This window comes from Pseudoalteromonas sp. '520P1 No. 423' (assembly GCF_001269985.1).
In the GTDB taxonomy this organism is placed as follows: domain Bacteria; phylum Pseudomonadota; class Gammaproteobacteria; order Enterobacterales; family Alteromonadaceae; genus Pseudoalteromonas.
This window is the reverse complement of record NZ_BBZB01000002.1, coordinates 997,643-1,022,839: the sequence shown is the minus strand read 5'-3', so window position 1 is coordinate 1,022,839 and position 25,197 is coordinate 997,643. Positions and strand designations below refer to the sequence as shown.

Genomic DNA, 25,197 nt, shown 5'->3' with positions numbered 1-25,197 from the left:
TATGACAAAAAAGCGCCAGTTTACAACTTTTAGCTTATCATTTCTTGATATTATGTCTTGCGGTTTTGGTGCTGTGATCTTAGTTTTTTTAATTATTAAACACGATGTTGATACTGTTGTTGATGCACAAAACATTACTTTAAAGGCTGAAGTTAATTTATTAGAAGAAGAAATTTTAGAAGGAGATAAAAATTTAGTAAAACTAAAAAATACAATTTCAACTTTAGATCAAACTTTGGTCGAAACAAGTGGTTTAGCCCGTAGGATTAATGATGAAATTGATGCAATAAATAATAAAGTAACACAACTAGATATACCCGATGACGATCAACAATTATTAGATTTAAAGAATAAAATAAAAACCCTGATGCTTGAAAAAGAAAAGCTTGAAGATGAACAAGCTAAAGGGAATGACGCCAGAGACTTTTCCGGTCAAGGAAATAGACAATATTTAACAGGCCTAAAGCTCAGTGGCGCCAGAACCTTAATTTTAATAGATACCTCCGCAAGTATGTTAGATAACTCGATTGTAAATATCATTCGAAAAAAATATATGCCAGATGAAGCAAAAAGAGCTTCTTCAAAATGGATGCGTGCCATTTTAGCCGTTGAATGGTTAATCGCTAAATTTCCGGTTCAAAGCCAATATCAAATTTATGCTTTTAATACAGATGTGTCTGCGGCATTTAAAGACAGTATTCACAAATGGCATTATATATCGGATAAAGAGACTCTAAACTCTAGTATTAAAAACCTGAGAACAACAGCGCCTACTGGCGGTACAAATCTAGAAAAAGCATTTCAGGTGGTTAATTACTTAGATCCCCTACCCGATAATATTTTGTTAATTACCGATGGTTTACCAACTCAAAGTAGTACCACGGATAAAAATGCGACCACGATTACAGGCCCTCAAAGAGAAGCTTTATTTGAAAAAGCAGTAAATAGTTTGCCTGAAGGTATTCCTGTTAATGTTTTATTGTGGCCAATGGAAGGTGATCCTATGGCTGCTTCTGCATTTTGGAAACTTGCACAATATACTTCAGGTTCATTTATGAGCCCTTCACAAGATTGGCCCTAGGAGTTTTTATGGCAAGAAATAAAAGGATACAACAAGAGTCAAGTATTGCATTTTTAGATGTGATTTGTTGTGGCTTTGGTGCCATCATTTTACTGTTAATGATCACTAAAACTGTACAGCCAATTGTACTTGAAAAGTCTGCAGTTAATTTAGATGCCCAAGTTGAAAACCTACAAAAAACCTTATTTAGTATTAGAGGCGAAACAACCATCTTTAATCGTAATTTAACGGCCAAACATGAACAAATAGATAACGAAAAAAAGCGTATTGCTATTTTACGTACAAAGCTCGCGACCATTGAAGCCCAATACGCCCAAACTTCAAAAGCTGCAACTTACATGCAGAAAGAAAAAGGGAAACTAGCAATTGCGCTGCAATCGCTTTCGGATGAAATGACCCGTTTGTTAGGTGCAAATTATAAGAATAAAAATAACTTAATTGGGGGGATCCCAGTTGATAGTGAATATTTAGTTTTCATTATAGATACATCCGGCAGTATGTATAACTATGGTTGGCAAAGATTATTAGAAGAAATTATCGCAACATTGGATATATACCCTAAAGTCAAAGGCATTCAAATTATGAATGATATGGGTAAATATATGTTCACAAATTATAGAAGGAAGTGGATCCCCGATACACCAGGACGTAGAGAGGCAATTATAAAACGGTTAAGAACATGGAACCCCTTTAGTAACAGTAGTCCAGTTGAAGGCATTCAAAAGGCGATTAGTACTTTTTTTACTCAAGATAAAAAAATTAGTTTGTATGTCATGGGTGATGAATTTTCTGGACGTTCAATTCAAACAGTACTGGGTACCATAGAGCGAATAAACAAAGTAAATAAGGATAACGAAAGATTGGTAAGAATACACGCGGTTGGTTTTCCTGTTCAATTTATGCGACCTACTCATTTACAAACAACAGGCATTCGATTTGCAACCTTAATGCGAGAACTAACATATAGAAATGGCGGTACTTTTGTTGGGCTAAATGATTACAAATAGATAATAACGCTTAATTTTTATAAAAAGGACATGTTAATGATATTTAATATTATAAAATTCATCTCTTTTATTTTAGTTTTGTTTGTTTTTACAGGATGTAAAAGCACTTTAACAGTAGAGGGGGAGTTCCCTACCCCCGTCGTTAATAAACTACCTTACACCTTAGGGGTAATTTATGATAAAGAGTTTAAGGCATATCAATATAATGAAAAAGATGAAAAACGAGAAGAATGGGAAATTGAAGTCGGCGATGCTCAGTTAGCGTTATTTAACACAGTATTGCCTGCTATGTTCTCTGATGTTGTTAGTGTGCCAGATCTTGAAAGTAAACCAAATAACCCCATTGATATATTTTTTAAACCCCATGTTGATGAGTTGCAATATAACGTACCAGCAGAAACTAAGCTAAATATGTTTGAGGTTTGGATCAAATATAATATGAAGGTATATGATAACCAAGGCCAGTTATTAGCAGATTGGATATTAACAGCTTATGGTAAAACTCCTACCGCGTTTATGCAAACTCAAGAAAGTGCGTTAAACGAGGCTATGGTTATCGCATTAAGGGATGCAGGCGCTGGTTTAACGCTTAAATTTAGTCATATACCTGAAATAAATAACTGGTTAAAGAAACACGCAAATAAATAAGCATGAAATGGTGAATTTAAATAATAGAAGCTATGCTTAATTTATAAGCACTTTATTTTTAATTGCTCAATACTAAAGGTAATTATGATGATCAAACTATCTTATGCATGTGTATTTAGCCTTTTTTTTATTTTATTTGGTTGTACTACTGTGACCATAGAAGAAGTTCAACATGCCTCTACTGAATTAGTAGAAGGCGAGTCAATTGTTGTTATTGGTAGAAGAACTAGCAGTGATTATGAAACTGAGCCTGAGCTTATTTCTTGCATAGGCAAGATCTTAGCAAAAGGTGAAAATCAGCTGAATGTGATCCCAGAACAAACATTTGTTGATAATTTATACCCTTGGTTTGAGCCCCGCACTGCCCCATTGAGAGTGAGAGACTTACAACGTTTACTAGCCTATGATGCTGTATCGGAGAAATTTAACGATTTTAATGTTCACTACATTATTTGGGTTGATGGTAATACAGAAACGACCCGAAGTAGTGGTAGTATCACCTGTAGCTTAGGCGGTGGTGGCTTAGGGTGCTTTGGATTTGGCACTTGGGATAAAAAAGCTGAATATGAAGCTTCAATCTGGGATTATAAAAAGAAAAAACTGATAGGTAAAATTAGTAGCGAAGCAGATGGTACATCATATATGCCTGCTGTTGTTATTCCCATCCCAATTATCGCACAAGTACAAGCTGATGCCTGTAAAGGTATGGCTTTGCAATTAAAGCACTTTTTCAATAATACAGAGGGATAAATGGGAGTTTTTATGAATATATTGCTTATGACTATAATCAGATTTATGATTTTGATCCCTATTTTATTAATGATGGCTTGTTCAATAAATCCAGCTACTGGGACGCCAGATATCGTAATGATGTCTGAAAGCTCAGAAATTGAAATGGGCAAAGAAATGCATGAAAAGTTGATAAAATCTATGCCGATTTATCAGGATGAAAAGTTAGCCAAATATGTAGATAGTATAGGTCAAAAAATTGTTAAAAATAGCCATAGAAAAGATATTAAATATCATTTTACTATCATTGATGCCCCCGATATTAATGCTTTTGCACTGCCTGGCGGTTATATATACATCAATAGAGGTTTATTAAGCTATTTAGATTCAGAAGCACAACTTGCTGCCGTATTAGCACATGAAGTCGGACATGTGACGGCTAGGCATGTAGTTAGGCAAGACTCAGCAAGAAAAGGAGCAAGTGTATTATCTGTATTATCTGTATTTACAACAGGTAGTGCAGCCATTGGTGATGTTACAAACCTTTGGGGAACCGCTGCAGTTAAAGGTTATGGGAGAGAAATGGAGCTAGAAGCTGATGGTTTAGGTGCTGAATATCTATTTAATAGTGGTTATGATCCCCATGCTATGGTTGAAACAATCGGTGTTTTAAAAGATCAAGAGAAGTTTGCGAGGTACAGAGCTAAAGAAGAAGGTAAAAAGAATAAAAGCTATCATGGTGTGTTTTCCACACACCCAAGAAATGATATTCGATTAAAAGAGGTTATTTCAAAAGCTGGTACGCTTAAATCAAATGATAATAAAAAAATTAATGAACAAGTATATAGAGAAAAAACAGAAGGCATGATTTACGGTGTTAATTACAGCGCCCTTTTAAAAAAACAACCCGTTGAGAAAAACAGATATATACATGAAAAGTTGGGTTTTTCGTTATTATTTCCTGTAGATTGGCAAGTTACTAACACCAGAAAAGCAATTATTAGCGAACCTAAAAATAAATCAGCCCAAATACAATTACTGGTGTCCAAGAGGTTAAAAGGCGTATCTCCTGCAGCACATTTAAGAAATCAAACTAAAGTATCTATGTTAAAACGCTCTGAAGACTTTAAACAAAATGGATTAATTGGCCATACAGGTATTATTGAAGGTGCTAATGGTAAAACAGATCAAAGAGTAGCGACTATTTTTCAAGGTGGACGCGCCTATACGTTAATATCAACAGTGAATAATATAGATACAGAGATAGACTACGATAGTATCTTCTTGAAAAGTATTCATAGCTTCAAGCCCCATCGAGTTCAAAATACCAATAAGAAATCTAAAGTCATTCATTATGTTAAAGCAAATGATCAAACTAAGTACTCATTACTTGCTAAGCAATTAAAGATAGGACTTTATGGAGAGCAGCAATTACGCTTGATAAATGGTCAATATCCGCGAGGAGAGCCATTATCTGGGCAATGGATAAAAATAATAAAATAACGGTTTACTTATAGAGTGATTTTTTAATTGTATTTGATTACAATCCAAAATCAAAAAACTAACTCGATAGGTATTTTAGTGATTGATGCATTGCGTGATCAATTAACACTGATGAATGAGAACTTTGTAGAAAAGAAATCTGGATTCAAAGTAAAAGTTATTCCATATTTTTGTTCTGTGTTTGTTAAAAAAGATATCAAAAAAGAAGGTATATTAACTTTTTATACAAATCAGCTATTGAAAGTATTCTTAGTTGTTCTTTTTTTATTATTTGGCTTAGCCATTTATGATTCAAAACTTGGTATGCAGCATGGTCCAATTCAATTGGCTTTGTCTGCTCTCATATTTATCAATTTTTTGATAAGCCAAATGGCGATAGAATCGCTAAAATCGCGGATCCTGTTGTGTCAGATGAATAAAGAAAATGTGGATTTAAAAGAATAATTCACGCCAATACTTGGTACGCCTGAAATTATGGATATGCAAGTTATTGATCCTAACTAACGTGTAAACTCCCCTCAAAATGTTTCACTACATAATAAAGGCACTAAGCAACAAGTAGAAATTTTGTTCTTATCAAGTTCTGGGATCACAATGCGGGCAAACTGTATAACAAGCGCTAATAAACTATTCGAAGGTAAAGAGCTTGAGATACATTTACCTGATCAGAGGCAAGTAAAATTAGCCCTAGAATCTGTAAGATCTGAGGATAATATCATCGCGGGAAGATTTAAGAATGTTGCGCAAGGCAGAGACTGTTTGATAAAGTTTTTATTTAACCTCCATAGAACTGAGTACTCAGAGCTTTATGAACAAATAAATTAAAACTCTAAACATAAATACTGTGTCTAAAAGCTTTGATTTCCTGTTATTATCTACTTTATATAATACCTAAGATATTAGGTATAAAGCTTAGTTATCTGTTTTTAAGAGTTTGTTATATATTAGTCAATTTTATCAAGATTGAACTTTTACCCTATTTTATGTAAGAAGAATTCTGTAATGAAAAAAGTACTTGTGATCGGTTATGTTTGGCCTGAACCAAACTCATCTGCTGCTGGTAGCCATATGCTATCAATTTTGAGGTTATTCAAAAAGCAAGATTGGCAAGTTGAATTTGCAACGCCGGCTCAAAAAACAGAGCATATGATAGATTTAGAACTTGAAGGGATTTCAAGTAAAGAAATTGCATTAAATTGCTCCAGTTTTGATGAGTATATTCAAACATTATCTCCAGATATCGTAATGTTTGACCGTTTTATGATGGAAGAACAATTTGGCTGGAGAGTTGATAAGTTTTGTCCTGATGCATTAAAGATATTAGATACGGAAGATTTACAATGTTTAAGAAATGCGCGCCATCAAGCTCATAAAAAAGATCGTGCAATGACACTAACTGACTTGCAAAGCGATATTGCGAAAAGAGAAATCGCTGCAATTTTAAGGTGTGATATCTCTTTAATAATATCAAGTTTTGAAATGAAGTTGCTTAAAGGTACATTTAATATACCTTGTAACGTTTTGCATTATTTACCCTTTATGCTTGATTTAAATAAAATACCCAGTAAAACAAAAGCCTTTAACGAACGCTCTGGATTTATGACAATCGGAAACTTTCGTCATGCACCTAATTGGGATGCAGTATTATTTTTACAAAAAATATGGCCTCTGATCCGTAAACACATACCAGATGCACAATTAAATATTTATGGCTCTTATCCACCACCAAAAGCAACCGCCCTCAATAATCCAAAAATGGGTTTTAATATTAAAGGTTGGGCTGATGATGCACTTGAAGTAATGCAAGAAGCAAAGATTTGCTTAGCACCGCTTAGATTTGGTGCAGGGATAAAAGGTAAATTATTAGATGCTATGACTGTTGGCACGCCAAATATCACTACGGATATTGGTGCTGAGGGCATGTATGATAATGAACAATGGCCAGGAGACATTCAGAATGATATTAATGAATTCGTGAAACAAGCAGTTAAACTTTATGAGAATGAAGCATTATGGAATTCGGCTAGTCAGGCTGCTTCTCCTCTATTAAAAAATAGATATAATGGTGAACTTTTAGGCCAACAGCTTGTTGAGAAAATTCATTGTACCATCAATGAATTAACTTCCCATAGACGCGATAATTTTACGGGTGCTATGTTAAAACATCATACTATGAGCAGTACAAAATATATGGCTCAGTGGATTGAAGCGAAAAACAAATAAAAAATGTGAAATAAAGCGTGACAGATTTTTTTTTCAATTTACAATCCACCTAAAATTATGAACATGTTTTTTTATAAAATCTGTTCATTAAAAAATGCTTACATAAAATAGCCTAATAGTATTTAAGCTATTAATATAATTACCTATCGCTTTTATATAAATATTTTAGCTATAGTTTATGTATACTTCTTTGTGGATTGAATTTTGAATAACGCGACTTTTACTCAGAAAAGAAAATTTATAGTAAAACTTGGAAAGATGCTTCACAAATATGGCACGCCAGCGTACAGATTAGAAGCACACTTACTTAATGTAGCCAGCTCATTTGGATTAAAGTCTTCATTTATTATCACTCCAACCGCTTTAACTTTCGTTATTTGGAGTGAAGGTCATGAAAATGAATATACTCATGCAGCACGTGTCGCCCCTGGTGAACTTGATTTAGGCTCATTGTCCCGTACAGACGAATTGGTTGATGAATTATCTAACGGCACAAGAACTTTAGAAGAAGCAGAACAAAGATTAGACTATATAAACGATTTACCTAATCCATACAGTAAAGTAGCCACAGGTTTAGCATTTTCAATGTCTGGAGGTGCTTTTGCTATGCTGATGGGCACCAGCTGGAATGATGCTTTTTGGTCTGCGATTATCAGTTTAGTTGTTTATATTTTTGTTTTATGGTCTGAGCGCTCAAAAGGCGTTGCCCATATGTTAGAGCCTTTAGTTGCTGTTGTATCAGCATTAATTGCTTGTGCTATCAGTGTATATATCGACCCTGGAATTAATATAAGGCTTGTGATCCTCTCTGCTATTATTGTGTTCATTCCGGGTCTTGCTTTAACACTTGGATTAGCTGAACTTTCAGCAAGACATCTGGTCTCTGGTACAGCTCGGATCATGGATGCAATCATGCTGCTATTTAAGCTATATTTCGGTGCGTTTTTAGGCATGGCATTAGGTTTTGCGCTATTTGGTCAAGCTGAGTTTATCGCACCTGTACCACTTGAAAAGTGGACTGCTTGGGTGGCTATAGCTGCATTATGTACAAGCTTAATTATAATATTTAAAACTAAAGCAAAACATGCAACTTGGTCAATAGCCTCAGGTTTCATTGCATTTGGTGCCAGTTATTTGGGTGCGATATATTTAGATTTCACTTTAGGTGCTTTTGTTGGTGCTTTTGCAGTGGGAATATATAGTAATTTATTTACCCGAATTGCAAATGCACCTGCTTGTATTGTATCTATGCAAGGTCTAATTGTATTGGTACCAGGAAGTAAAACTTATATAGGTTTAAAGTAAACGCGCAACTAGGCGGTGCGGCTAGTTATAATCAAAGTCTAGCTGCACATTCCACGGCATTAAATCTGTTAAATCTGAATTTTCTTCTCGATTTGGCATTTCTTTAAATAAATGTTGGAAGTAGTAATATGGGTTTATATCATTTGCCCGACATGTCATGACAATACTATAAAGTATCGCACTTGCCTCTACACCATTGACTGATTGTGAGAACATCCAGTTTTTCCGTCCCGTGGTAAATGGTCTGATATCTCGCTCCGTTATATTATTGTCGATACCTAATTCACCATCTTCTATATAATGATTTAATTTATCCCATTGATTAAGTGTGTAGTTGATTGCTTTGCCAATATGGCTCTCTTTGGTGACTTTTATCTTGGCTTCATCTAACCATATTTTAAATGCTGCTAATATTGGTTTGGCTTTTTCTTGCCGTAATTGATAGCGTTTCTTTGCGCTTAGTTTCTTGTTTTTTGCCTGCGTTTCTAATTTATAAAGTTTACTGATGAAACTGATTGCCTTATGTGCCCGACCTTTATTCTTTGACTCAGCCTTAAGTGCATCATTATATTTACGCCTGGCATGTGCCCAGCAGCCTACAGGCGTGATATTTTCAACATTGTCATAAACAGGGTAGCCATCACACTGTAAATATCCTTGATAATCCCCTAGGAATTCTTTTAAACAGGCGCGACTTCTACCCGCCTGGTAATCATAAACCACAACAGGTTGCTCACTCATTTCGTTACTGCGATACACCCACATATAAGATTGGTTTGTGGCTTTTTTATCAGGCTCATCTAATACCTGAACTCGAGTTTCATCGGCGCATAAACTATGCTGAGCGAGTAAATGTCGTCTCATTGCTTCAACTAAAGGTTTAATGATTGCGCCAGCTTTAATACACCAATTTGCCAGCGTGCCCCGAGACAAGCTAAGTCCACCGCGTTTGAATATCTCAACCTGTCGATAAAGCGGTAACGCATCACAATATTTAGCCGTCACAACTGCAGCCAGTGTTTCCGCGCTGGCAATACTGCCGGGTATCGGTTGTTTTGGCTTGGAAGCGGTAATGATTTTGTTTTTGATTTCAGTATTTTCACAATGACGACAAGCGTATTTGAATTGCTTGTGTTTTATGACACTGATTTTGGCTGGGATAATTTTAACTTGTTCACTTTCTTCAGTGCCACAAACATGCATATCATTCCCGCAACACATACAACTGCTATCTGCTAATACATGTTCAACTTCTTCACGCGGTATATCTTCAGGCAGTGTTTGTTTGCCTTTTTTATGATGCTTGGGCGCTGACTTTGCTTGCTCTGCTTCGTTAAAGGTGCCACGTGGTGCCTTCTCACTTTTCTTGCCATATTTTTGAGATTTGCTCAGTTTCAATTCTGCAAGAAGGTGATCAATACGCGCCTGCATTTCAACCATATCTTCTTTTAATGCTTGTTTATCTTGCTGCAATGCATCAACCTGAGCTTGCAAAGCCGCCAGTTGTTTTTGCAGTTGATTTATTTGCGCATTATCAGACATTTATAAAGCTTTATTTATCTCAAAGTATGGCTAGCATGACACAGTAAAAAGATCGTTCAATACCTAAAAAATGCTCTTCAGGATCACATAACCGATAGGCCTGATAATGTGTGATGTCGTGACGGATTACTAACAGGCAAGCCTGAGAGTAACCATTGCAACTGGCGTTGTTCAATACCCATAGCAGCCAATGAACAACTGTTTTTCGGCCATTGAAAGCGACCTTGTTCTAAACGTCGATAATAGAGCCAAAAACCATTAGTATCCCAAAATAAAATTTTTAGCTTATCGCGATGTTTATTACAAAAAACATACCAAGCTTGATTGAGAGGATCTAACTCAAGTTGCTCAGCAACAATGATTGATAAACCATTTATGGATTTACGCATGTCAGTAAAGCCAGTGACCAAATATACCTGTTGAGGACAGATCATTTAAGTAAACTCACAATATGATGAAGCTTTTGATGACATAAGTCCTCATCAAATTCTAATTGATAGCCGGTTGGTGTACTTAATTTGAGCGAGGTCGTTTGAAGTTCAGCGGCACCTTCAACAAGCAAGGGAATAAGTTGTTGCTTTTGAGTCGGCAGGGGCTTATTGCCATTAGTTTTGGCTATGCGTTTTTTCCAGGCATAAAATGTAGAAGTTGAAAATTTTTGCTGTTTACAAAAATCAGTAATAGAAAGACCACTGTTTTGTTGCTGAATAAAGAGTGACTGCCAATGTTTAATTTTTTGCTGATATTTCATAATTATCCCGAATTAATTTGATGAGATAATTTTGCTTAAAGCTGATTGAAATTGGAATGTGGGGTTAAATTAGCGCTTACGGTTTAAACGCACTGATGTCTGGTCAAGATTTTTTACATACTGAACACATAGGACAGCAAACTTTCATTATTTTTATGTCTTTAATTGCTGGAATAATATTTGCCAACGTCGCTCTTCCTCCTAAGAAAAGCCTTTAATCATTCAGCCCTAGTTTTTAGGGCTATCCTTTTATATTTGAAACTTACTGTACCTGAACAAGACTTTAAAGAAGACGGTAACTATATTATTGTTTTAGAAGAAAAAGATTGTGGTACAGAAAACTGTGATGATACAGAATATAAATTGGCTATCGAACATACAGTTGCAAATATCGTAGAGTAACCATATTTATCAATACTTTTTAAAAGGAGCTTATTAAGCTCCTTTTTGTTTTTTTATTCTTTCACTATCTTAGGAGTATTAAAAATAATGTCTAAAAGCGAGTTGATATTGGTGTTCTATTAAATCTATATCCTGTTTTAAATACCAACGGGAAGGTCTTGATGAGTCAATCCAGTTATACTCAGTATGAATAAAGCTTCTTTTATTTAATTTATACCTATAACTTAATGTGATGCTTTTTCCGTATTCGTTGTTATTATCACCCACTGTAGAATCATAATCTTTAACTTCAAATTCTTCTAATCTTAATGCATATTGATTGTTATTCTGAAGATAACGTATCATAACAAAGCCGCTATTAAAGTCATTTTCAACAACCTTATCGCCATAAGGCGATTGCATAAATGTACTGCCAGTCATATATTGCGCAATAAACTGAAGCTGTTTATATACGTTATATTTGATGCCAAAGTGTTCAAAGTTTGTGTCCCAAGTGTATTGTCCTGATTTTACAATACTTGCATCGGCATTATTGTTATAGACTCCTCCAGACACTGTTAAATAATTTTGGTATTTCCAATTTGTTGTTAAATGTACTCCCCATCGGTTATCAAGTTCAATAAATGGATCTGAACTGGCTGCTTGTCCATTTAAAGTAGATTCCCGCGCAGCAAAAGGTTGCACAACTAACTTTTCATTCAACAGAGTCTGTCTATTGCCTAGAGTCCAACCATGCCAAGATAACATAGCGCCAGTAGTATCATTATTGTGAAATAAGGCCATATCGAAAGAAAAGTTATGAGAAGATTTGGTGAATTTTCCAAGTTTATCTAATGAAAATTGCACGCCAGAGTGTCTTAATTCCTCACCTACCCAGTTGTTTAAACTTGAGCTTGCTAATGTATAAGGCGTAGACCAAGCTGTTGCGATATTTTCTAATGAAATATTAGGATAGAAAATGCCCGCTTTTGATTTTACACGCCAGCCATTTTGGTTTGGTAAGCTTTTATAAGATATAAATGCTTCAGTTAAGCCACCTCCATCTTTAACACCATCTAGATATAAATTTCCAACAACACGTAATTCAAGATTATTCTCCCATTTTAAAGCGTATTGCAAACCAAGTTGAGACAAGGTTAACTGGGTATCATCACTATAATTAAATTTACCATAATCACCTTCTAGATAACTCGTATTATTGTCAGAAACAGATACGATTCTAGTATCAATTAAACCTTTAAATTCATGTTCAATTGAAAAAGCATTCACACTGAGTAGTGCAAATATTGAAACTATAATTTTAACCATTTACCATCCTTAGCTGTGCTGAATGCGCTTTCCTTTAACCATGTTTGAAATAAATCAGCTTTAATTGGCCGACTAATAAAATAACCTTGTGCTAATTCACAATTATGTTTTTGCAGCCAAAGTAATGTTCTTTCATCTTCAATGCCTTCAGCAACAACACTTAACCCCATATTATGTGCTAATTCAATTGTAGATCTGACAATGATTTGATCATCTTTGTTTTGCATTAATTGCTGAACAAATGATTTATCAATTTTTAACTCTTGTACAGGTAATTGCTTTAACTGAGCCAATGAAGAATAGCCAGTGCCATAATCGTCTATAGAGAGTTTAAACCCATGAGATTTTAAGTAAGCTAAAATTTCAGTTGCCTGTTGTGGATCAGATAAAACAGCATCTTCAGTCACTTCTAAAGTGATCTCATAATCTGCAATATTATTATCTTCTTTCAATGCGATGACATAGTCGCTATAAGATTTGTCTTTTAAATTATCAGCTGAAATATTAATGGCGATTTTGATATTAATATTAAGTTTTTGCCATTTTAAGTATTGCTCAATCGCTTCTTTAGTCACCCAACGGGTTAATGCATCCATTTGACCGGTTTGCTCTGCAATGCTGATAAATGAATCTGGTGGTATTAATCCATTTATAGGGTGCTCCCAACGAACAAGTGCCTCAACATGACTAATTTGCATCGAAGATAAAGAAACCTTAGGTTGATAATGTAATACCAGTTGGTTTTGTTCTATTGCAGTTTTTAAACTATTAATTAGATGAAGTCGCTCAACTGTATTAAAATCAAATTGGCGATCATAAGTTTGATAGATGCGATTATGTTTTTTTGCGTATTGCAAGGCAATGTCTGTTCTCTTTAATAGGTCGGTAATTTCACCTGTATGATGTATTGGGTATTGCGCTATTCCGATACAATATTGCAAATGAAGATTTAAATTTTCGTGGTTAAACAAAGGGTCTAAACGAATTGATAACTGTGATATGGTATTTTCGATCTCTAATTTCTGACTTATCAATACAAATTCATCAGCCCCTAAATGAAACAGCTCATCTTCCAGACAATATTCTTTAAGTCTGTTAGAAAACTCAATTATGACCTTATCTCCGACTTTATGACCTAAAGTGTCATTTATTTCTTTAATTCTTCTAATATTAATTTGAAGAATTAAAAAGCCTGTTTCCTTGTTTTTATATTCAACTAACCTTTCTGCAAGGTAGTTCCTATTAGGTAAATCAGTAATTGAGTCATGATATGCTTGATGTCTGATCAACTGCTCACGAGCGACTACAGCATCTTTCATTTGATTAAATTCATCAGCTAATTGGGTTAATTCGTGAGAGGCATCAATCTCAACATCATGATCATATTTCCCTTGGCCAATATGTTTTATTTGATGTATCAATTGTTTAATGGGACGGGTAATGCCCGCTGAAATTAAATATGCGCCAAAAAGAGATAATACAAGTTCAAACATGAATATTATGAGGAATTCCTGCCAGTCTGCCTGAATATTCTTAAGCACTGATACTTTAGACTGAAACATTAATGCCGTCAGGTTTGAACTATTAACTTCACCTAATCTAAAGTGACTTGAAATATAATTAATATCAATGCCAGCGTTTATCGATTGAATCGACTTAAGATCATATTGTTCATTATCTGATAAGTGAGAGCTGATCACTTCTGTAGTATTATTCAAAGCAGGATCTTCAAGCAAAAAACTAATATTAACACCTGTTAATTTTGCTAATTCATTTGCTAAATTATGATCTATGATATAGCCGAATCCGACCCAGCCTATTATCCTACTACCACTTTTTAAAGGCGCTAAGCTTAATTGATAGATTTTAGTATCTAAATAATAAAGCTCAGTTGTATCTGTTTGAGTAAAAATTTCAAAGTTATTAAAAGTCTTTCCTTGATCTGGACCTACTTTTACTTTTTTTTGTTTGTTTTTATGATATGTAATTAACTGACCAGTGATTTCGCCATCTGATTTAATTGATATCGCTAAATCTGCATTAATTCTTTTTCTATGGTTATTAAGTGCTAACAAAAAACTTTTTCTGTCTTCGGTAAATACATTTTTTAAACCATAATCTTTTGCCGCTGTTTCAGCAAAGGCATTTAGGTAATAGTTTCGATTGTTTAGCTGTGTTTCAAACACTTGTTTAGCGGTTGCTATTTTATTATTTAATTGAACGGTTTCAGATTTTTGCTTTGCTTGGTATGTTGAATAAAAAGACATCATTTGGATGCACAAAAGCAAAAAGAGAAACAAGATAAAAATACGACTTTGTAAACTTTTCATAAAAGAAACTTTCATAAAAACTAGTATCCTTCTAAGAAATCAAATTCGTCTTGATTTTGCTGAACGGGTATAGGAAGCAGTGCTTTAGGTAATGTTACTTTAAAATTTTGTGTTTTTTGTATCATTATATCTGTTACAAACTCATTATTGTTAGTTTCTAACTGTGGATGCCATATGGTTAGTTTATAATTACCCGAAGGTATATTTTCAAAATTACTGATACCACTTGATGTTGTTTTATTAAAATATGGCGTATCAACAACTAACACATAACCACTCATCCAATCATGTATATTACAACCCATGGCAATCTCACCTGCTGTGCTAATATTAATATTATCCTTGTGCCCCCCTGCTTTCACTTTGAAATCAAAACGGTTTTGACCTGAAACAGAGTATATGTGGTGAGTTACATCATCTTGGTTTTTAAATTTTATTTTTTGACCTTTTTGTAAAACAGCAATATAGGGTGTAAATTTCTTGTTATTTTGAGAAATTATGAGAGTTTGAGTTGTATGAGAATTAACGGACGATTTATCTAAAGGGGATAAATACACTACTACCCCTTCTATTGCAGCCAATTTTGGGTCTAATACTGTCACAGTAGTATAATTAGCTAAAACTTGGCTACTTAACAATAAAAAACTAATGAAATTAAATTTGTATATCAAGAAAAATCACCTCTAAATAGGGTTTATAACATCTAAAAATCTACTCTAGAAATTATAGACCCTATTTATAAGAAATAACTTTCAAATTATTTATTTAAACTAATAACTTACTTATAACTTCTTTACATTGCATTAAAGTCATAAATTTTGGTACAGGGTAATCTGGATGCGCTTCTTTTAATGCTTTAGTTGCAAGCATACTGATATCTGATTCTCTTAATTCAGACAAGCCTGTTGGTAGGCCCATCTGTTTATTTAAATTCTCTATGGTTTCAATTAAAGCATTGGCTTTATCGCAATCGAGTTTAAACTCATTTCCTAAGTTGCAATAACGAGCGATTTCAGCAAGTGATTTATGTGCTTTATTATCATACCACCTAAGTATGTAAGGTAAAGTCACTGCATTTGCGAGTCCATGAGGTGTGCCATATAATCCACCTAAATTATGTGCAATGGCATGTACGTAGCCAATAGATGTACGCGTAAAAGCCTCGCCAGCATAAAAAGATGCTAATAACATATTGTTTCTTTGCGTTAAATTTCCTCCTTCTTTATATACATTCAATAAATTGTCAAAAATCAGTTTACATGCTTTTAAAGCACGATCATTTGTGAATTTATTGCCGTTGATTCCAATATAAGCCTCTATTGCATGCGTTAATGCATCCATGCCGGTTGCGGCTGTAATCTGTGCAGGCAATTTTAAAGTCAATTCTGGCAGTAAAACCGCAGCTTTTGGCATAAGCACCAGATCTGTGACGGCATATTTTTGTTTGTTTATAGGATCAGATACAACAGCAGCAATAGTAGTTTCTGATCCTGTGCCTGCGGTTGTTGGTATCGCATATAGATCGGGTAACTTTTTAAGAACTTTAAACAGTCCTTTTAATTGTGCAATAGATTTTTTTGGTTTGACAACTCTTGCACCAATCAATTTCGCACAATCCATTACTGAACCACCACCAAGCGCGATTATTGCTTGGCTGTCAGAAGTTAAATAAGCACGTAAACCACTTTCGACATTTTCAATCGTTGGATTTGGCTGTACATCACTATAAATTGTATGCGCTATTTTATTTTTATTAAGTAGTGTAATTAAAGGCTCTAATAAACCAAGGTCTTTTAATACTTTATCTGTAACAAGTAATAATGAACGCTGTTCATTTGATTTTATATTTTCAACTAACTGACTTAAGGCATGCTCACCTTGATATAAAATTGGCCTAGGGAAAGGAATAATTGAACTAAATAGTTTAAGTGAATAATGATAACTACGATAAAAAAGTTTTGTTGTTAGTAGCATAGCTGAACTTATAATTATTATTGTTATAAGCCCACCTTATCTGTTTTTTAAAATACTGCAAAGTAAATTAGAATATTATATCTATTAATTTTTATGTCATTATTCAAATCATCACTTAAACTTTAAATTTAGCTAACTCTTCCGTTAGTGCATGGGCTTGTTTAGACACGTCATCCAAATTATCTAGTATGCTTTGTAATTCATTTAGTAATTGAGTAGAAGAGTCATTGAAATGATCAATAGCTCCATATCAACAGACATCTGAGATTGCTTCTCGATCGCTTAGTTTATTTGCTATTGATTCTGTGCAATTTTTACTTGATTGCATCTTCAACTTTTGCTGCATTTTCAATAATATTGATGACTAAGGTTCTAAAAGTTGTCAGAAATAGCTAAATCAGCTGTTTTTACATCACTAACAAGTTTATAGTAGCGTTTCTTCGATTATTTCGTCGATTCGGGCTTTAGTTATAGGGTTAAAGCCTGCTCTGACTTGTAATGGCTTTGATTCTTTTAGCCATGTAAATGTTTTAGCTGAACTAATATCAATATTTGGATTTTTATCAAAATTTACCTTTGGGCCAGGTGAGGCGCATGCAATCAAAAATACCATTAAACTTAATAATAAAATCACTTTCGTCTTTATCATAATGTTTCCTAAATTAATGTTTGGGTAAAAGAAAGGCTATTTATTCTGAGCCTTTTAATAAAGTTATTTTACTGGGTAGATATATTTCAACCAGCCTAGCATGCGTAATAAAATTCGACGTACAAGTGAAACATGTAAAATGTCGTGTTCATAATTTAAGGTAGCAGCTTGCCCTTGAACACCAAGTGGTAAGTTGAATTTCCCAAGATCATCATCTAATTCGATAATCGCAATCGCATATCCATGTTTGGCAATCATAGTAGATGGTATTAGTGAGCCATTTGCTTGTACTTCACCCTCAGCCATTGCTGGCAAAACTTCAACAACCTTACCAGTAAATACATGACCTGGTACTGCATCTAAAATGACTTCTGCATCTATTCCTTTCTCTAGCCTTAATAATGAATTTTGCCAAAACAGGCCTGCTATTCTGCGTTTTTCTTTTGGTACAAATGTCATAACAGGCCTTAGTGGTAAGCTCGCTGCCCTTATACCTGGTCTAATAGCAACCTGAGTTGGAAAGCCATCTGATGGTGCACGAACAAAAGTACGCTCTAAATCAAGTTTAGCTTTATCTCTCGCTGCTTTTAGTTGTGCTACTTGTGTATTTTCACCAAAAATTGTTGATTCTGTGATTAACCTTATACGTCTTTCATCAGCTTGCGCAGCATCTAATGTAGCAACATCAGCCTCATATAATTTCTTTTTAGTATCTACTTGCTGTTCAGAAAAAGGTGAATTTACGCCTCCTTTTAAGTGGCCATCACGATAACGTATATACGTCGTGTTGCTTCTGTCTTTATTTGCTTTTGCTTTCTCTACTTTTGCGATGGCTGCTAATAAACTTTCATTTTTTTGCAATGCACCACTTTTTGCTTCAATTAGCGCCGCATCGGCTTTGGCTAGTGCGATTTTTTGTTGTTCATTTTCAAGAGTGAACAAAACTTCGCCTTTATTAACGAGCTGATTAGGTACTACATTCACAGTGTTAACTGTCCCCGTTACTTGAGGAACGATAGGTACAGATACAAATACTTCTTTTGCATATTTTGCATAAGGATGGTTGTAATTCATTGTGACAATAATCGCTGATAAAATAAATATACCACCCAAAACAGCGGTTGGAACTGACCATTTATTAAGCGGTATTTTAAATGTCTTAAAAATCATAATACAAATTGCGGTATAAGTTAAAATAATGAGTAAATCCATAAATATTATTCCTTTTGCGCTATTTGGTTTTGAAGTTTATTAACTGTATCTTTTAGTTGAGCTAATTGATCTGATAATTCACATTCTTCTTGATTGTTCTTTCTTGTGTGACTTTTAAAACCCCAGCCTCTGTCTTCACGATATAGAGTGGCCCATATCCATAAAAAAGGCCAAAGTGCATGTAAAGTAAATAAGCTGATCCAACCTGTTGCATGAATTGCATCTTGATGAGGGTGATTCCTATGTACTGCTATTTCATAAGGAATATCGTGAATTACAATAATTCCGTAAAATACGACAAGGAAAACAAAAAAAACTAAAAATAGTGCAAAGTAGTCTAAAAACATGTAGAGGTTCCTTTAAATTCAAGATATTAAATTGAAGCGCTATTTCAAAAGTAGTGTATGGCCTATTGTTTTACAACTAATTCATTGTTGTTAACTATATAAACTATCTTATCTTTCATTATAGCGCTGCATTGTTGATTTGGTTGAGGGCACCAAGTATCAACGACCTCTAACTCCCCTTTAACTTCAACAATGTATATTGATCCCTTTAATGTTTATTGTTTAACTTTTCTAGCAGCGAATGCATCTAATAATGTACCTGAGATTTTTGCAGCATCTTTGCCACTTCCAGATCCAAAAGCAGAACCGAAACCAACACCTACAGCGGCACCTATTAGTGGTTTACCATCATAACCATTTTAGTTGTGATGACTTCAGATTTTTTAACAACATCTTCAAAAATTGTTGTGGTGCTATTTACGTTAAATGACAAACAAGCTAATACAATAGTAACAATTAAATTTTTCATATAGATTCCTTTAAACTTTAATCATCTTTTCACACTTGATTTTTGATGTGTTAAGGTTAAAGGATAAATGCAACAGTAATCTCAAGACCAGTTTTCTCAAGAATTGGCTACAAATCACCCTATGTTTGAAGCTGTTTCTCAGTCTATCTTAAGTAAATGGGAAAGTGAAAAACAAGAACCTCCCCTACTAAAACGCATGTGTATAGCAAATATTTTAGGTCAAAGTTATGCGTTAAATAACGAAGAAAAAAATCAACTTAAATATGCTCACTCTTTAGATTTACAGCATCAAAAATTTCAGAATATATATGATTATCAACACAATAAAGTTAAGTTAGCTCATTGGGAAAAAATAGAAAATATAGAAAAAGATCTAATAGAAAAATAACATTTAAATTTAACACATGAGGCTTTAAGTATTATGCAAAAGTCTCTAAAGATTTTTGGCTGTCAAATTTAACAACTTGGTTAAATCGGTTTAGTTTCTGCACTAGAAACGATCTGGTTTAAAGTAAATAAAGACTTTTTAAAGTCTTTAAATGATATTTGAGCACAATTAAGTATCAGCAGTTAATTCATTGTTGTAACTTCGCCGATATCTTTTTTAAGACTTTCAAAATCAATATGGCAGTGACGTCCGTTATGTTTAGCTGCATAAACAGCTTTATCTGCACCCTCTAATAACATTTTAATGTTGGTTTCATTTGTTGGTACTATAGTATAACTACCAATACTTAACGTAATTCTATTATGTGGTAAGTTACCAGAATGTGTAATATTAAGTTCAGCAATAACTTGATTGAGCCTTTGTGCCATAAAATTCGCTTGTTTTTTATCAATATCAGGCAAAATAATTGAGAACTCTTCTCCACCATAACGAGCGGTTAAATCCGAACTTCTGACAAATAAAGATTCCATCGCTTTAGCAACTTGTTTTAATACCTCATCTCCTTCTACGTGACCAAATGTATCATTGAAAGATTTGAAATTATCTATATCACAAAATAATAAGGTTAAAGGTTGAGCAAGGCGCCTGGCTCTATTAAATTCATCATCAAGACGTTGATTAAACTGTCTGCGATTTGCTAAATTTGTCAAGCCATCTGTATTTGCTAGTTTTAACAGTTTTAAATTCGCTTGTTGTAATTTTTGATGGGTATCATCTAGCTTTTTATTTGATTTTAACAACTCATGATTAAGTAACTCTTGTTTTTCAAGGGATGTTTGCAGTGCTTTAGTTCTATTTAATACTTTCTTTTCTAATTGAGAGAAAAAGTGGGAGTTAACAATTGAAATAGCAGCTTGAGATGATAAAAGCTCAATCATTTCTATCTTTTGATTACTAAATGCACCTTGTAATAGACTATTCTCTAGATATAAGATGCCAACTTGTTTACCTTGATGCATAATACAGTGGCAAAAACATGAATAAACCGCATGGCTCTCAAAATATTCATCATCGCTAAAGAGTTTATCTTGCGTTGCATTTTCTATTGATAAATCAGTTTGTGTTCTTGTTACATAATTAATGATACTGACTGGTAACATAGATTTTAATTTTTGCTCATCAGTTTCATTTATTGAAGTGATATTCAGAGCTAGAGATTCAACCCAACCAAAGGCTTGTAATGCAAGACTATCGTTTTCTTGCAATAAAAATAGAAAACCGCGATCAGCCCCAGCATTTTCCATAATAATTTTTAACAATGTCTTGGTTAAACTTTCTAACTCTATTTCTTTAGTCATCATTTGAGATGATTTAATTAAGCTTGTTAAATCAAGTCCGTCACCTGTGTGAGTTTTTCGTGTTAAGCTAAGTTGTGTATTAAGGTCAGGTTGAGATAAATTAGGCATAATGTTTATGAACTCTTTTTCTATCTCGCTTACTTTATTATGTGCCTGCCAGTTCCTATATAAATAATATGCTTGTTTAATATCTGTAATCGCTAAACGTTCTTGATTTAATGATAGGTAAAACTTAGCGGTTAATTCATGGGCAAGTGCTTGCTCATGGTGTAAATTTGCATTTTGCGCATTACAAATTGCATCAGCATAAAATGTCATGGCTTTCTGGATTTTTCCAAAAAGGCTACAACACTCGGCTTCAACAAGTTGCCATTTATTTAAATAGTTTTCAGGTGCATGCTGTGCCCAATGTTTTAACTTTTTTTGATTCTTTTTAATACGTTTTAGATGTTTACGCTTATTTGCGGGTACAGCTTTAATATCTTTTATTAAGGCTAGAGAATCGTAAAAGTGAAAAGCTGCATATGCATACATGCCTGCCCCAGATTTTAAAAACTCACGGCCTTTATTTGCATAGGTTATGGCATTTTCTTTGTTAAAAAATATACTCAATAATAATTTATTAAAATATAATAAAAATAAGGTACTGTTATCTTGTGCTTTGTGATGTAGTGTTAATTTTTGATTTTCGTTATAAGCTTTTCCACATAACATATCGGGGTCATCACATGGCTCGTAAAAGTTGTTAGCAGTTTGCCAACAGATATCATGCCAGTATTGAGAAGAAGTATATCCAAAACCTTTAAGTATTTTGTGTGTATCTTTCATACCTGCTACAAGCTCATCTAATGGCTGCGAACTATTAAATTTAGCTTGTGTTAAATTATTTAGTGCATAAGATGCGTATTCATTATCACCTTTTTCTAAAGATACTTCATAAGCGTGTTCTAAAGTTGCAATAGAATCAGTTAGCGGTTTTTCAAAGTTTTGTAACATCCAGCCCATAAAGAATAACGGCTGCTGTAACTGTAAGTCATATTTTTCAGCGATTTTTATTCCAAGATTGCCAAATTCAGTGCCAGATTTAATTTGATTTAATAGCGCAGATTCTGTGATCCCCCACCACGAAAAAGCATAACCTGTCATTGGCGAATAACCTAGTTCAACAGATATTTGCGTCATTTTAAAAACGATTACAGCGACTAAATTTTGACTAGTCCAATATGCGGGTGGGATTGTTAAACCTAAAATCCTCATAATTAATAAATTACTAGGATCGGTCATTTCTTGCAGTTCTAGTAAGCTTTCACAGGTTTGATTTCGTAATTTATATTTTGTTTTGAATAACTCAAACATTACCTTTGAAAAAGAAGGCAATTTAGACAAATTTACGTCAAGAAAAGATAAAGCAATATTCGATGCCTCAACAGCTTCTTCAAGTCGGTTTTGTGCAGTGTATGCTTGTAGTCTTAATGTCCAGATACTTGCTTGTTCAATTGGTAAGCGTGTATGCGCTAATAGTTCATCAATCCACGATTCCATTTTACAATATTGTTTTTCTAATAATGCGGTTTCGGCAGCTAACGTAAGCAATTGAGCACAAATATCTTGTAAATTACTCCAAGGATCTTCCGGTAGTAACGAAATTGCATTTTCAAAATAACAAAGAGCAGATGAAAATGCGGTACTGTTCATGGCTTTTTTACCTGCAGCCATATTTAAATTAATTAAATTATGAATATCGGCATCATTTTTAATCAAATTTGTCGCAATATTGTAGTGATTAACGATGTTAAACAGCTCTTTTTGTTTTTCTGTGTTTGATAGTTTTGATTCTAATGTGCGTGCTATTTGTAAGTGGGTTTGTGTTTTTAATGGCTCAGGAAGCAAAGCATATGCTGCTTGTTGTAAGTTATCATGGGTAAATCGATAATGTACATCTTGATAAATTACTTTTTGTGTAGCATAACGGTAATTGATATCCAGCGGCCTTATTATCCCTTCTAATAAAGCCGGTTCTAATGATTGAGCGATTATATTTTGGGGTTTACCTATTACACTAGCGAGCATTTTAAGCGAAAAGCGATTATTAATACTGGCAGCATATCTTAACGCTTGCTGTGTATCTTGGGCCAATATTAATAACTTTTGAGACAGCAATTCAATGACATTACTTGTCATATTCTCTTTATGTAATTCATCATGATGCCAATACCAAGAGTCATTTTTAACATCAAACAAGATAAGAGATTTTTCTTTTAGAGTGTCTAAAAACTGAATTAAAAAGAAAGCATTTCCGGCTGTTTTATCAAATACTAATTTTACTAAATCGTCGATCCCTATAGGACTTTGAAGCATTTCATTTATAAGGTCATAAACATCATTATATGTTAAGTTTTCAAGTAAAATATCATGATTGTTAATAGCTGAACTTTCAATGTGACTTCTAACAAGTGAGAGTGAATGTGCATCATCAACTTCATCATCTCTGTATGCATTGATCAATAATAAACATGAATCCTGCATGTCATCAGATACACGCTTTAATAATGATAGTGAGGCATTATCAGCCCATTGCCAATCATCAATAAAGATAATTAAAGGGAATTTTTTAGTTGCTAAAGAAGTTAAAAACTTTATAAATACATAATTAAACCTATTATATGCTTGGCTGCTAGAGAGCTCTGATACATCTGGTTGCGTTCCTATTATTAGTTCAAGTGAAGGTACAACTTGTGTTATGACTTTGCCTAAGTCCCCTACTGCGTCTTGAATAATATCTTTCCAGAATTCCAATACATCTGCTTTTTCTTTTAATAAAAGGTGAACCAATTCATTTAATGCTTGGGACCAAGCATAAAAGGGAATATTTTTTTGAAACTGGTCAAACTTCCCAGATATAAAGAAACCAGATGTACTGGTTAAAGGTTTATATATTTCTTGTACCAGAGCGGTTTTCCCTGTGCCTGATTGCCCTAAAATAAATAAAACTTCAGCTTTTGCACTACAAATATTAAAAAAAGAATTTAATATCGTTTTTATATGTTTTTGACGACCATATAATTTTTGCGGGATATTAAAGACTTGAAGGCTATCTTTTTTACCAATTTCAAAATCAAAATCTTGATTATTAAGTTTTAATTCAAATAAACAGGTATCTAAATCAGAGATTAAACCTTCAGAACTCTGATAGCGTGAATCTGCAGATTTAGACAATAATTTCATAATTATTTTTGCAAGCGCTTTTGGAATTTTGTTATTAATTTCACGCACATCGATTGCTTGCTTGCTAATGTGGGCATGAACTAAAGCAAGTTCTTGCTGTTCTTTAAATGGTAATAACCCAGAAAATAATTCATATAATACAACGCCATAGGAATAAAGATCACTGCGATAATCAAGGTTTCTATTCACTCTCCCAGTTTGCTCTGGTGAGATGTAGGAAAGCGTACCTTCAAGTTGATTTACATTTTGAAAATTATGAAACTCATTATTTAGTAAAGATGCTATGCCAAAGTCAATAATTTGGATTTGGTTGGTATCTTCATTATAAACAATATTATCTGGTGTAATATCTTTATGAATCAAATGATTTAAGTGCAAGGTTTTTAAGGCATTAGCTAAAGATATTGCGATTACTAATCTTTTATCAATATTGATTTCTGTATTAAATTTCAACCATTTACTTAATGAGATTCCATCAATATCATTACCAACAATGACTAATGTATTATGTATTTGAAGCAAGTTTTTTGTTTGCCAAACACTGTCAATTCCTCTTAACTCTTTGGAAACATCATACTCTCGACGAAATTGGCTTAACTCTAATTGTGTTGGGTAATCACGATTAAGTGTCTTTAATATAACAGGTGTTAAGTCATCTAAAGTAACCGCACGGTAAATAATTGAAATGTCACTTTCATATATTTTTTCTGTAATTTTAAAATCTGAGAAATTCACTAATAAATCCA

Annotated in this window: 22 protein-coding genes and 2 pseudogenes; 13 read left to right on the top strand and 11 right to left on the bottom strand. The window is 33.7% G+C overall.

Annotated elements, in window-relative coordinates; all coding sequences use genetic code 11:
- The first annotated feature begins 1 nt into the window (after position 1).
- The 9 genes and pseudogenes from PSA_RS22920 to PSA_RS22880 all read left to right on the top strand — a co-directional run.
- Positions 2–1,081, top strand: coding sequence for a vWA domain-containing protein (locus PSA_RS22920; protein ID WP_042151073.1), 1,080 nt, complete (start codon positions 2–4; stop codon positions 1,079–1,081).
- Between the two features lie 8 nt (positions 1,082–1,089).
- On the top strand, positions 1,090–2,088 hold the full coding sequence (locus PSA_RS22915; RefSeq protein ID WP_042151070.1) for a vWA domain-containing protein: 999 nt from the start codon (positions 1,090–1,092) through the stop codon (positions 2,086–2,088).
- Positions 2,089–2,124: 36 nt separating this feature from the next.
- Positions 2,125–2,736 carry a hypothetical protein gene (locus PSA_RS22910; protein WP_042151067.1) on the top strand — a complete coding sequence of 204 codons (612 nt, stop codon included), beginning with the start codon at positions 2,125–2,127 and terminating at the stop codon, positions 2,734–2,736.
- Between the two features lie 87 nt (positions 2,737–2,823).
- Complete coding sequence (locus tag PSA_RS22905) at positions 2,824–3,486, top strand: hypothetical protein (RefSeq protein WP_042151064.1); 663 nt, start codon at positions 2,824–2,826, stop codon at positions 3,484–3,486.
- A gap of 12 nt (positions 3,487–3,498) precedes the next feature.
- On the top strand, positions 3,499–4,968 hold the full coding sequence (locus tag PSA_RS22900) for a M48 family metalloprotease (RefSeq protein WP_052380211.1): 1,470 nt from the start codon (positions 3,499–3,501) through the stop codon (positions 4,966–4,968).
- 78 nt (positions 4,969–5,046) lie between these two features.
- Complete coding sequence (locus PSA_RS22895) at positions 5,047–5,412, top strand: hypothetical protein (RefSeq protein ID WP_042151063.1); 366 nt, start codon at positions 5,047–5,049, stop codon at positions 5,410–5,412.
- A 150-nt stretch (positions 5,413–5,562) separates the two neighbouring features.
- The gene (locus PSA_RS22890) at positions 5,563–5,793 is read left to right on the top strand and encodes a hypothetical protein (protein WP_042151060.1); all 231 of its coding nucleotides are present in this window, start codon (positions 5,563–5,565) and stop codon (positions 5,791–5,793) included.
- Positions 5,794–5,970: 177 nt separating this feature from the next.
- Positions 5,971–7,191, top strand: coding sequence for a glycosyltransferase (locus PSA_RS22885; protein WP_042151058.1), 1,221 nt, complete (start codon positions 5,971–5,973; stop codon positions 7,189–7,191).
- Between the two features lie 204 nt (positions 7,192–7,395).
- Positions 7,396–8,490: pseudogene (locus PSA_RS22880) on the top strand (threonine/serine exporter ThrE family protein); the annotation flags it as partial.
- Positions 8,491–8,517: 27 nt separating this feature from the next.
- Here the strand turns inward: PSA_RS22880 and PSA_RS22875 are convergent.
- From PSA_RS22875 to PSA_RS22865, 3 genes are all read right to left on the bottom strand, one after another.
- A complete protein-coding gene (locus tag PSA_RS22875; RefSeq protein WP_059364853.1) occupies positions 8,518–10,038 on the bottom strand; it encodes an IS66 family transposase in 1,521 nt (506 codons plus the stop codon).
- 83 nt (positions 10,039–10,121) lie between these two features.
- Positions 10,122–10,472 carry an IS66 family insertion sequence element accessory protein TnpB gene (tnpB, locus tag PSA_RS22870; RefSeq protein WP_042153746.1) on the bottom strand — a complete coding sequence of 117 codons (351 nt, stop codon included), beginning with the start codon at positions 10,470–10,472 and terminating at the stop codon, positions 10,122–10,124.
- Positions 10,469–10,789 carry a hypothetical protein gene (locus PSA_RS22865; RefSeq protein ID WP_042153749.1) on the bottom strand — a complete coding sequence of 107 codons (321 nt, stop codon included), beginning with the start codon at positions 10,787–10,789 and terminating at the stop codon, positions 10,469–10,471. The genes tnpB and PSA_RS22865 overlap by 4 nt, the downstream gene beginning before the upstream one ends.
- Before the next feature lie 80 nt (positions 10,790–10,869).
- Here PSA_RS22865 and PSA_RS25630 point away from each other — a divergent pair.
- Positions 10,870–11,007, top strand: a pseudogene (locus tag PSA_RS25630) (threonine/serine exporter family protein); the annotation flags it as partial.
- A 37-nt stretch (positions 11,008–11,044) separates the two neighbouring features.
- Positions 11,045–11,191, top strand: coding sequence for a hypothetical protein (locus tag PSA_RS25625; RefSeq protein ID WP_157575825.1), 147 nt, complete (start codon positions 11,045–11,047; stop codon positions 11,189–11,191).
- 78 nt (positions 11,192–11,269) lie between these two features.
- On the opposite strand, the gene PSA_RS22860 is transcribed toward PSA_RS25625, so the two are convergent.
- The 7 genes from PSA_RS22860 to PSA_RS22830 form a co-directional block, all read right to left on the bottom strand.
- The gene (locus PSA_RS22860; RefSeq protein WP_042152419.1) at positions 11,270–12,499 is read right to left on the bottom strand and encodes a hypothetical protein; all 1,230 of its coding nucleotides are present in this window, start codon (positions 12,497–12,499) and stop codon (positions 11,270–11,272) included.
- Positions 12,484–14,829 (bottom strand): EAL domain-containing protein, encoded by a 2,346-nt coding sequence (locus tag PSA_RS22855; RefSeq protein ID WP_042152436.1) that lies wholly within the window; start codon positions 14,827–14,829, stop codon positions 12,484–12,486. Before PSA_RS22855 ends, PSA_RS22860 begins: the two co-directional genes overlap by 16 nt.
- Positions 14,830–14,849: 20 nt before the next feature.
- Complete coding sequence (locus PSA_RS22850; RefSeq protein ID WP_052380247.1) at positions 14,850–15,500, bottom strand: cupredoxin domain-containing protein; 651 nt, start codon at positions 15,498–15,500, stop codon at positions 14,850–14,852.
- Positions 15,501–15,594: 94 nt separating this feature from the next.
- Positions 15,595–16,803, bottom strand: coding sequence for an iron-containing alcohol dehydrogenase (locus tag PSA_RS22845; protein ID WP_042152415.1), 1,209 nt, complete (start codon positions 16,801–16,803; stop codon positions 15,595–15,597).
- Between the two features lie 424 nt (positions 16,804–17,227).
- On the bottom strand, positions 17,228–17,452 hold the full coding sequence (locus PSA_RS22840; protein ID WP_042152409.1) for a hypothetical protein: 225 nt from the start codon (positions 17,450–17,452) through the stop codon (positions 17,228–17,230).
- Positions 17,453–17,515: 63 nt separating this feature from the next.
- Positions 17,516–18,664 (bottom strand): HlyD family secretion protein, encoded by a 1,149-nt coding sequence (locus PSA_RS22835; protein ID WP_042152406.1) that lies wholly within the window; start codon positions 18,662–18,664, stop codon positions 17,516–17,518.
- 5 nt (positions 18,665–18,669) lie between these two features.
- A complete protein-coding gene (locus PSA_RS22830) occupies positions 18,670–19,011 on the bottom strand; it encodes a DUF3302 domain-containing protein (protein WP_042152403.1) in 342 nt (113 codons plus the stop codon).
- A 192-nt stretch (positions 19,012–19,203) separates the two neighbouring features.
- On the opposite strand from PSA_RS22830, the gene PSA_RS25620 reads away from it, so the two are divergent.
- Together PSA_RS25620 and PSA_RS22825 are read left to right on the top strand one after the other, a co-directional pair.
- Positions 19,204–19,365 carry a hypothetical protein gene (locus PSA_RS25620; protein WP_157575824.1) on the top strand — a complete coding sequence of 54 codons (162 nt, stop codon included), beginning with the start codon at positions 19,204–19,206 and terminating at the stop codon, positions 19,363–19,365.
- Between the two features lie 236 nt (positions 19,366–19,601).
- Positions 19,602–19,868 carry a hypothetical protein gene (locus PSA_RS22825; RefSeq protein WP_042152401.1) on the top strand — a complete coding sequence of 89 codons (267 nt, stop codon included), beginning with the start codon at positions 19,602–19,604 and terminating at the stop codon, positions 19,866–19,868.
- Positions 19,869–20,050: 182 nt separating this feature from the next.
- On the opposite strand, the gene PSA_RS22820 is transcribed toward PSA_RS22825, so the two are convergent.
- A complete protein-coding gene (locus PSA_RS22820) occupies positions 20,051–25,186 on the bottom strand; it encodes a diguanylate cyclase domain-containing protein (RefSeq protein WP_042152398.1) in 5,136 nt (1,711 codons plus the stop codon).
- Positions 25,187–25,197: the final 11 nt, after the last annotated feature.

What these genes read in the sequence shown, in the direction of transcription:
- PSA_RS22920 (WP_042151073.1), top strand. Translation starts at nt 2, where the DNA reads ATGACAAAAAAGCGCCAGTTTACAACTTTTAGCTTATCATTTCTTGAT.
- PSA_RS22915 (WP_042151070.1), top strand. Translation starts at nt 1,090, where the DNA reads ATGGCAAGAAATAAAAGGATACAACAAGAGTCAAGTATTGCATTTTTA.
- PSA_RS22910 (WP_042151067.1), top strand. Translation starts at nt 2,125, where the DNA reads ATGATATTTAATATTATAAAATTCATCTCTTTTATTTTAGTTTTGTTT.
- PSA_RS22905 (WP_042151064.1), top strand. Translation starts at nt 2,824, where the DNA reads ATGATCAAACTATCTTATGCATGTGTATTTAGCCTTTTTTTTATTTTA.
- PSA_RS22900 (WP_052380211.1), top strand. Translation starts at nt 3,499, where the DNA reads ATGAATATATTGCTTATGACTATAATCAGATTTATGATTTTGATCCCT.
- PSA_RS22890 (WP_042151060.1), top strand. Translation starts at nt 5,563, where the DNA reads ATGCGGGCAAACTGTATAACAAGCGCTAATAAACTATTCGAAGGTAAA.
- PSA_RS22885 (WP_042151058.1), top strand. Translation starts at nt 5,971, where the DNA reads ATGAAAAAAGTACTTGTGATCGGTTATGTTTGGCCTGAACCAAACTCA.
- PSA_RS22875 (WP_059364853.1), bottom strand. Translation starts at nt 10,038, where the DNA reads ATGTCTGATAATGCGCAAATAAATCAACTGCAAAAACAACTGGCGGCT.
- tnpB (WP_042153746.1), bottom strand. Translation starts at nt 10,472, where the DNA reads ATGATCTGTCCTCAACAGGTATATTTGGTCACTGGCTTTACTGACATG.
- PSA_RS22865 (WP_042153749.1), bottom strand. Translation starts at nt 10,789, where the DNA reads ATGAAATATCAGCAAAAAATTAAACATTGGCAGTCACTCTTTATTCAG.
- PSA_RS22860 (WP_042152419.1), bottom strand. Translation starts at nt 12,499, where the DNA reads ATGGTTAAAATTATAGTTTCAATATTTGCACTACTCAGTGTGAATGCT.
- PSA_RS22855 (WP_042152436.1), bottom strand. Translation starts at nt 14,829, where the DNA reads ATGAAAAGTTTACAAAGTCGTATTTTTATCTTGTTTCTCTTTTTGCTT.
- PSA_RS22845 (WP_042152415.1), bottom strand. Translation starts at nt 16,803, where the DNA reads ATGCTACTAACAACAAAACTTTTTTATCGTAGTTATCATTATTCACTT.
- PSA_RS22840 (WP_042152409.1), bottom strand. Translation starts at nt 17,452, where the DNA reads ATGATAAAGACGAAAGTGATTTTATTATTAAGTTTAATGGTATTTTTG.
- PSA_RS22835 (WP_042152406.1), bottom strand. Translation starts at nt 18,664, where the DNA reads ATGGATTTACTCATTATTTTAACTTATACCGCAATTTGTATTATGATT.
- PSA_RS22830 (WP_042152403.1), bottom strand. Translation starts at nt 19,011, where the DNA reads ATGTTTTTAGACTACTTTGCACTATTTTTAGTTTTTTTTGTTTTCCTT.
- PSA_RS25620 (WP_157575824.1), top strand. Translation starts at nt 19,204, where the DNA reads ATGTATATTGATCCCTTTAATGTTTATTGTTTAACTTTTCTAGCAGCG.
- PSA_RS22825 (WP_042152401.1), top strand. Translation starts at nt 19,602, where the DNA reads ATGTTTGAAGCTGTTTCTCAGTCTATCTTAAGTAAATGGGAAAGTGAA.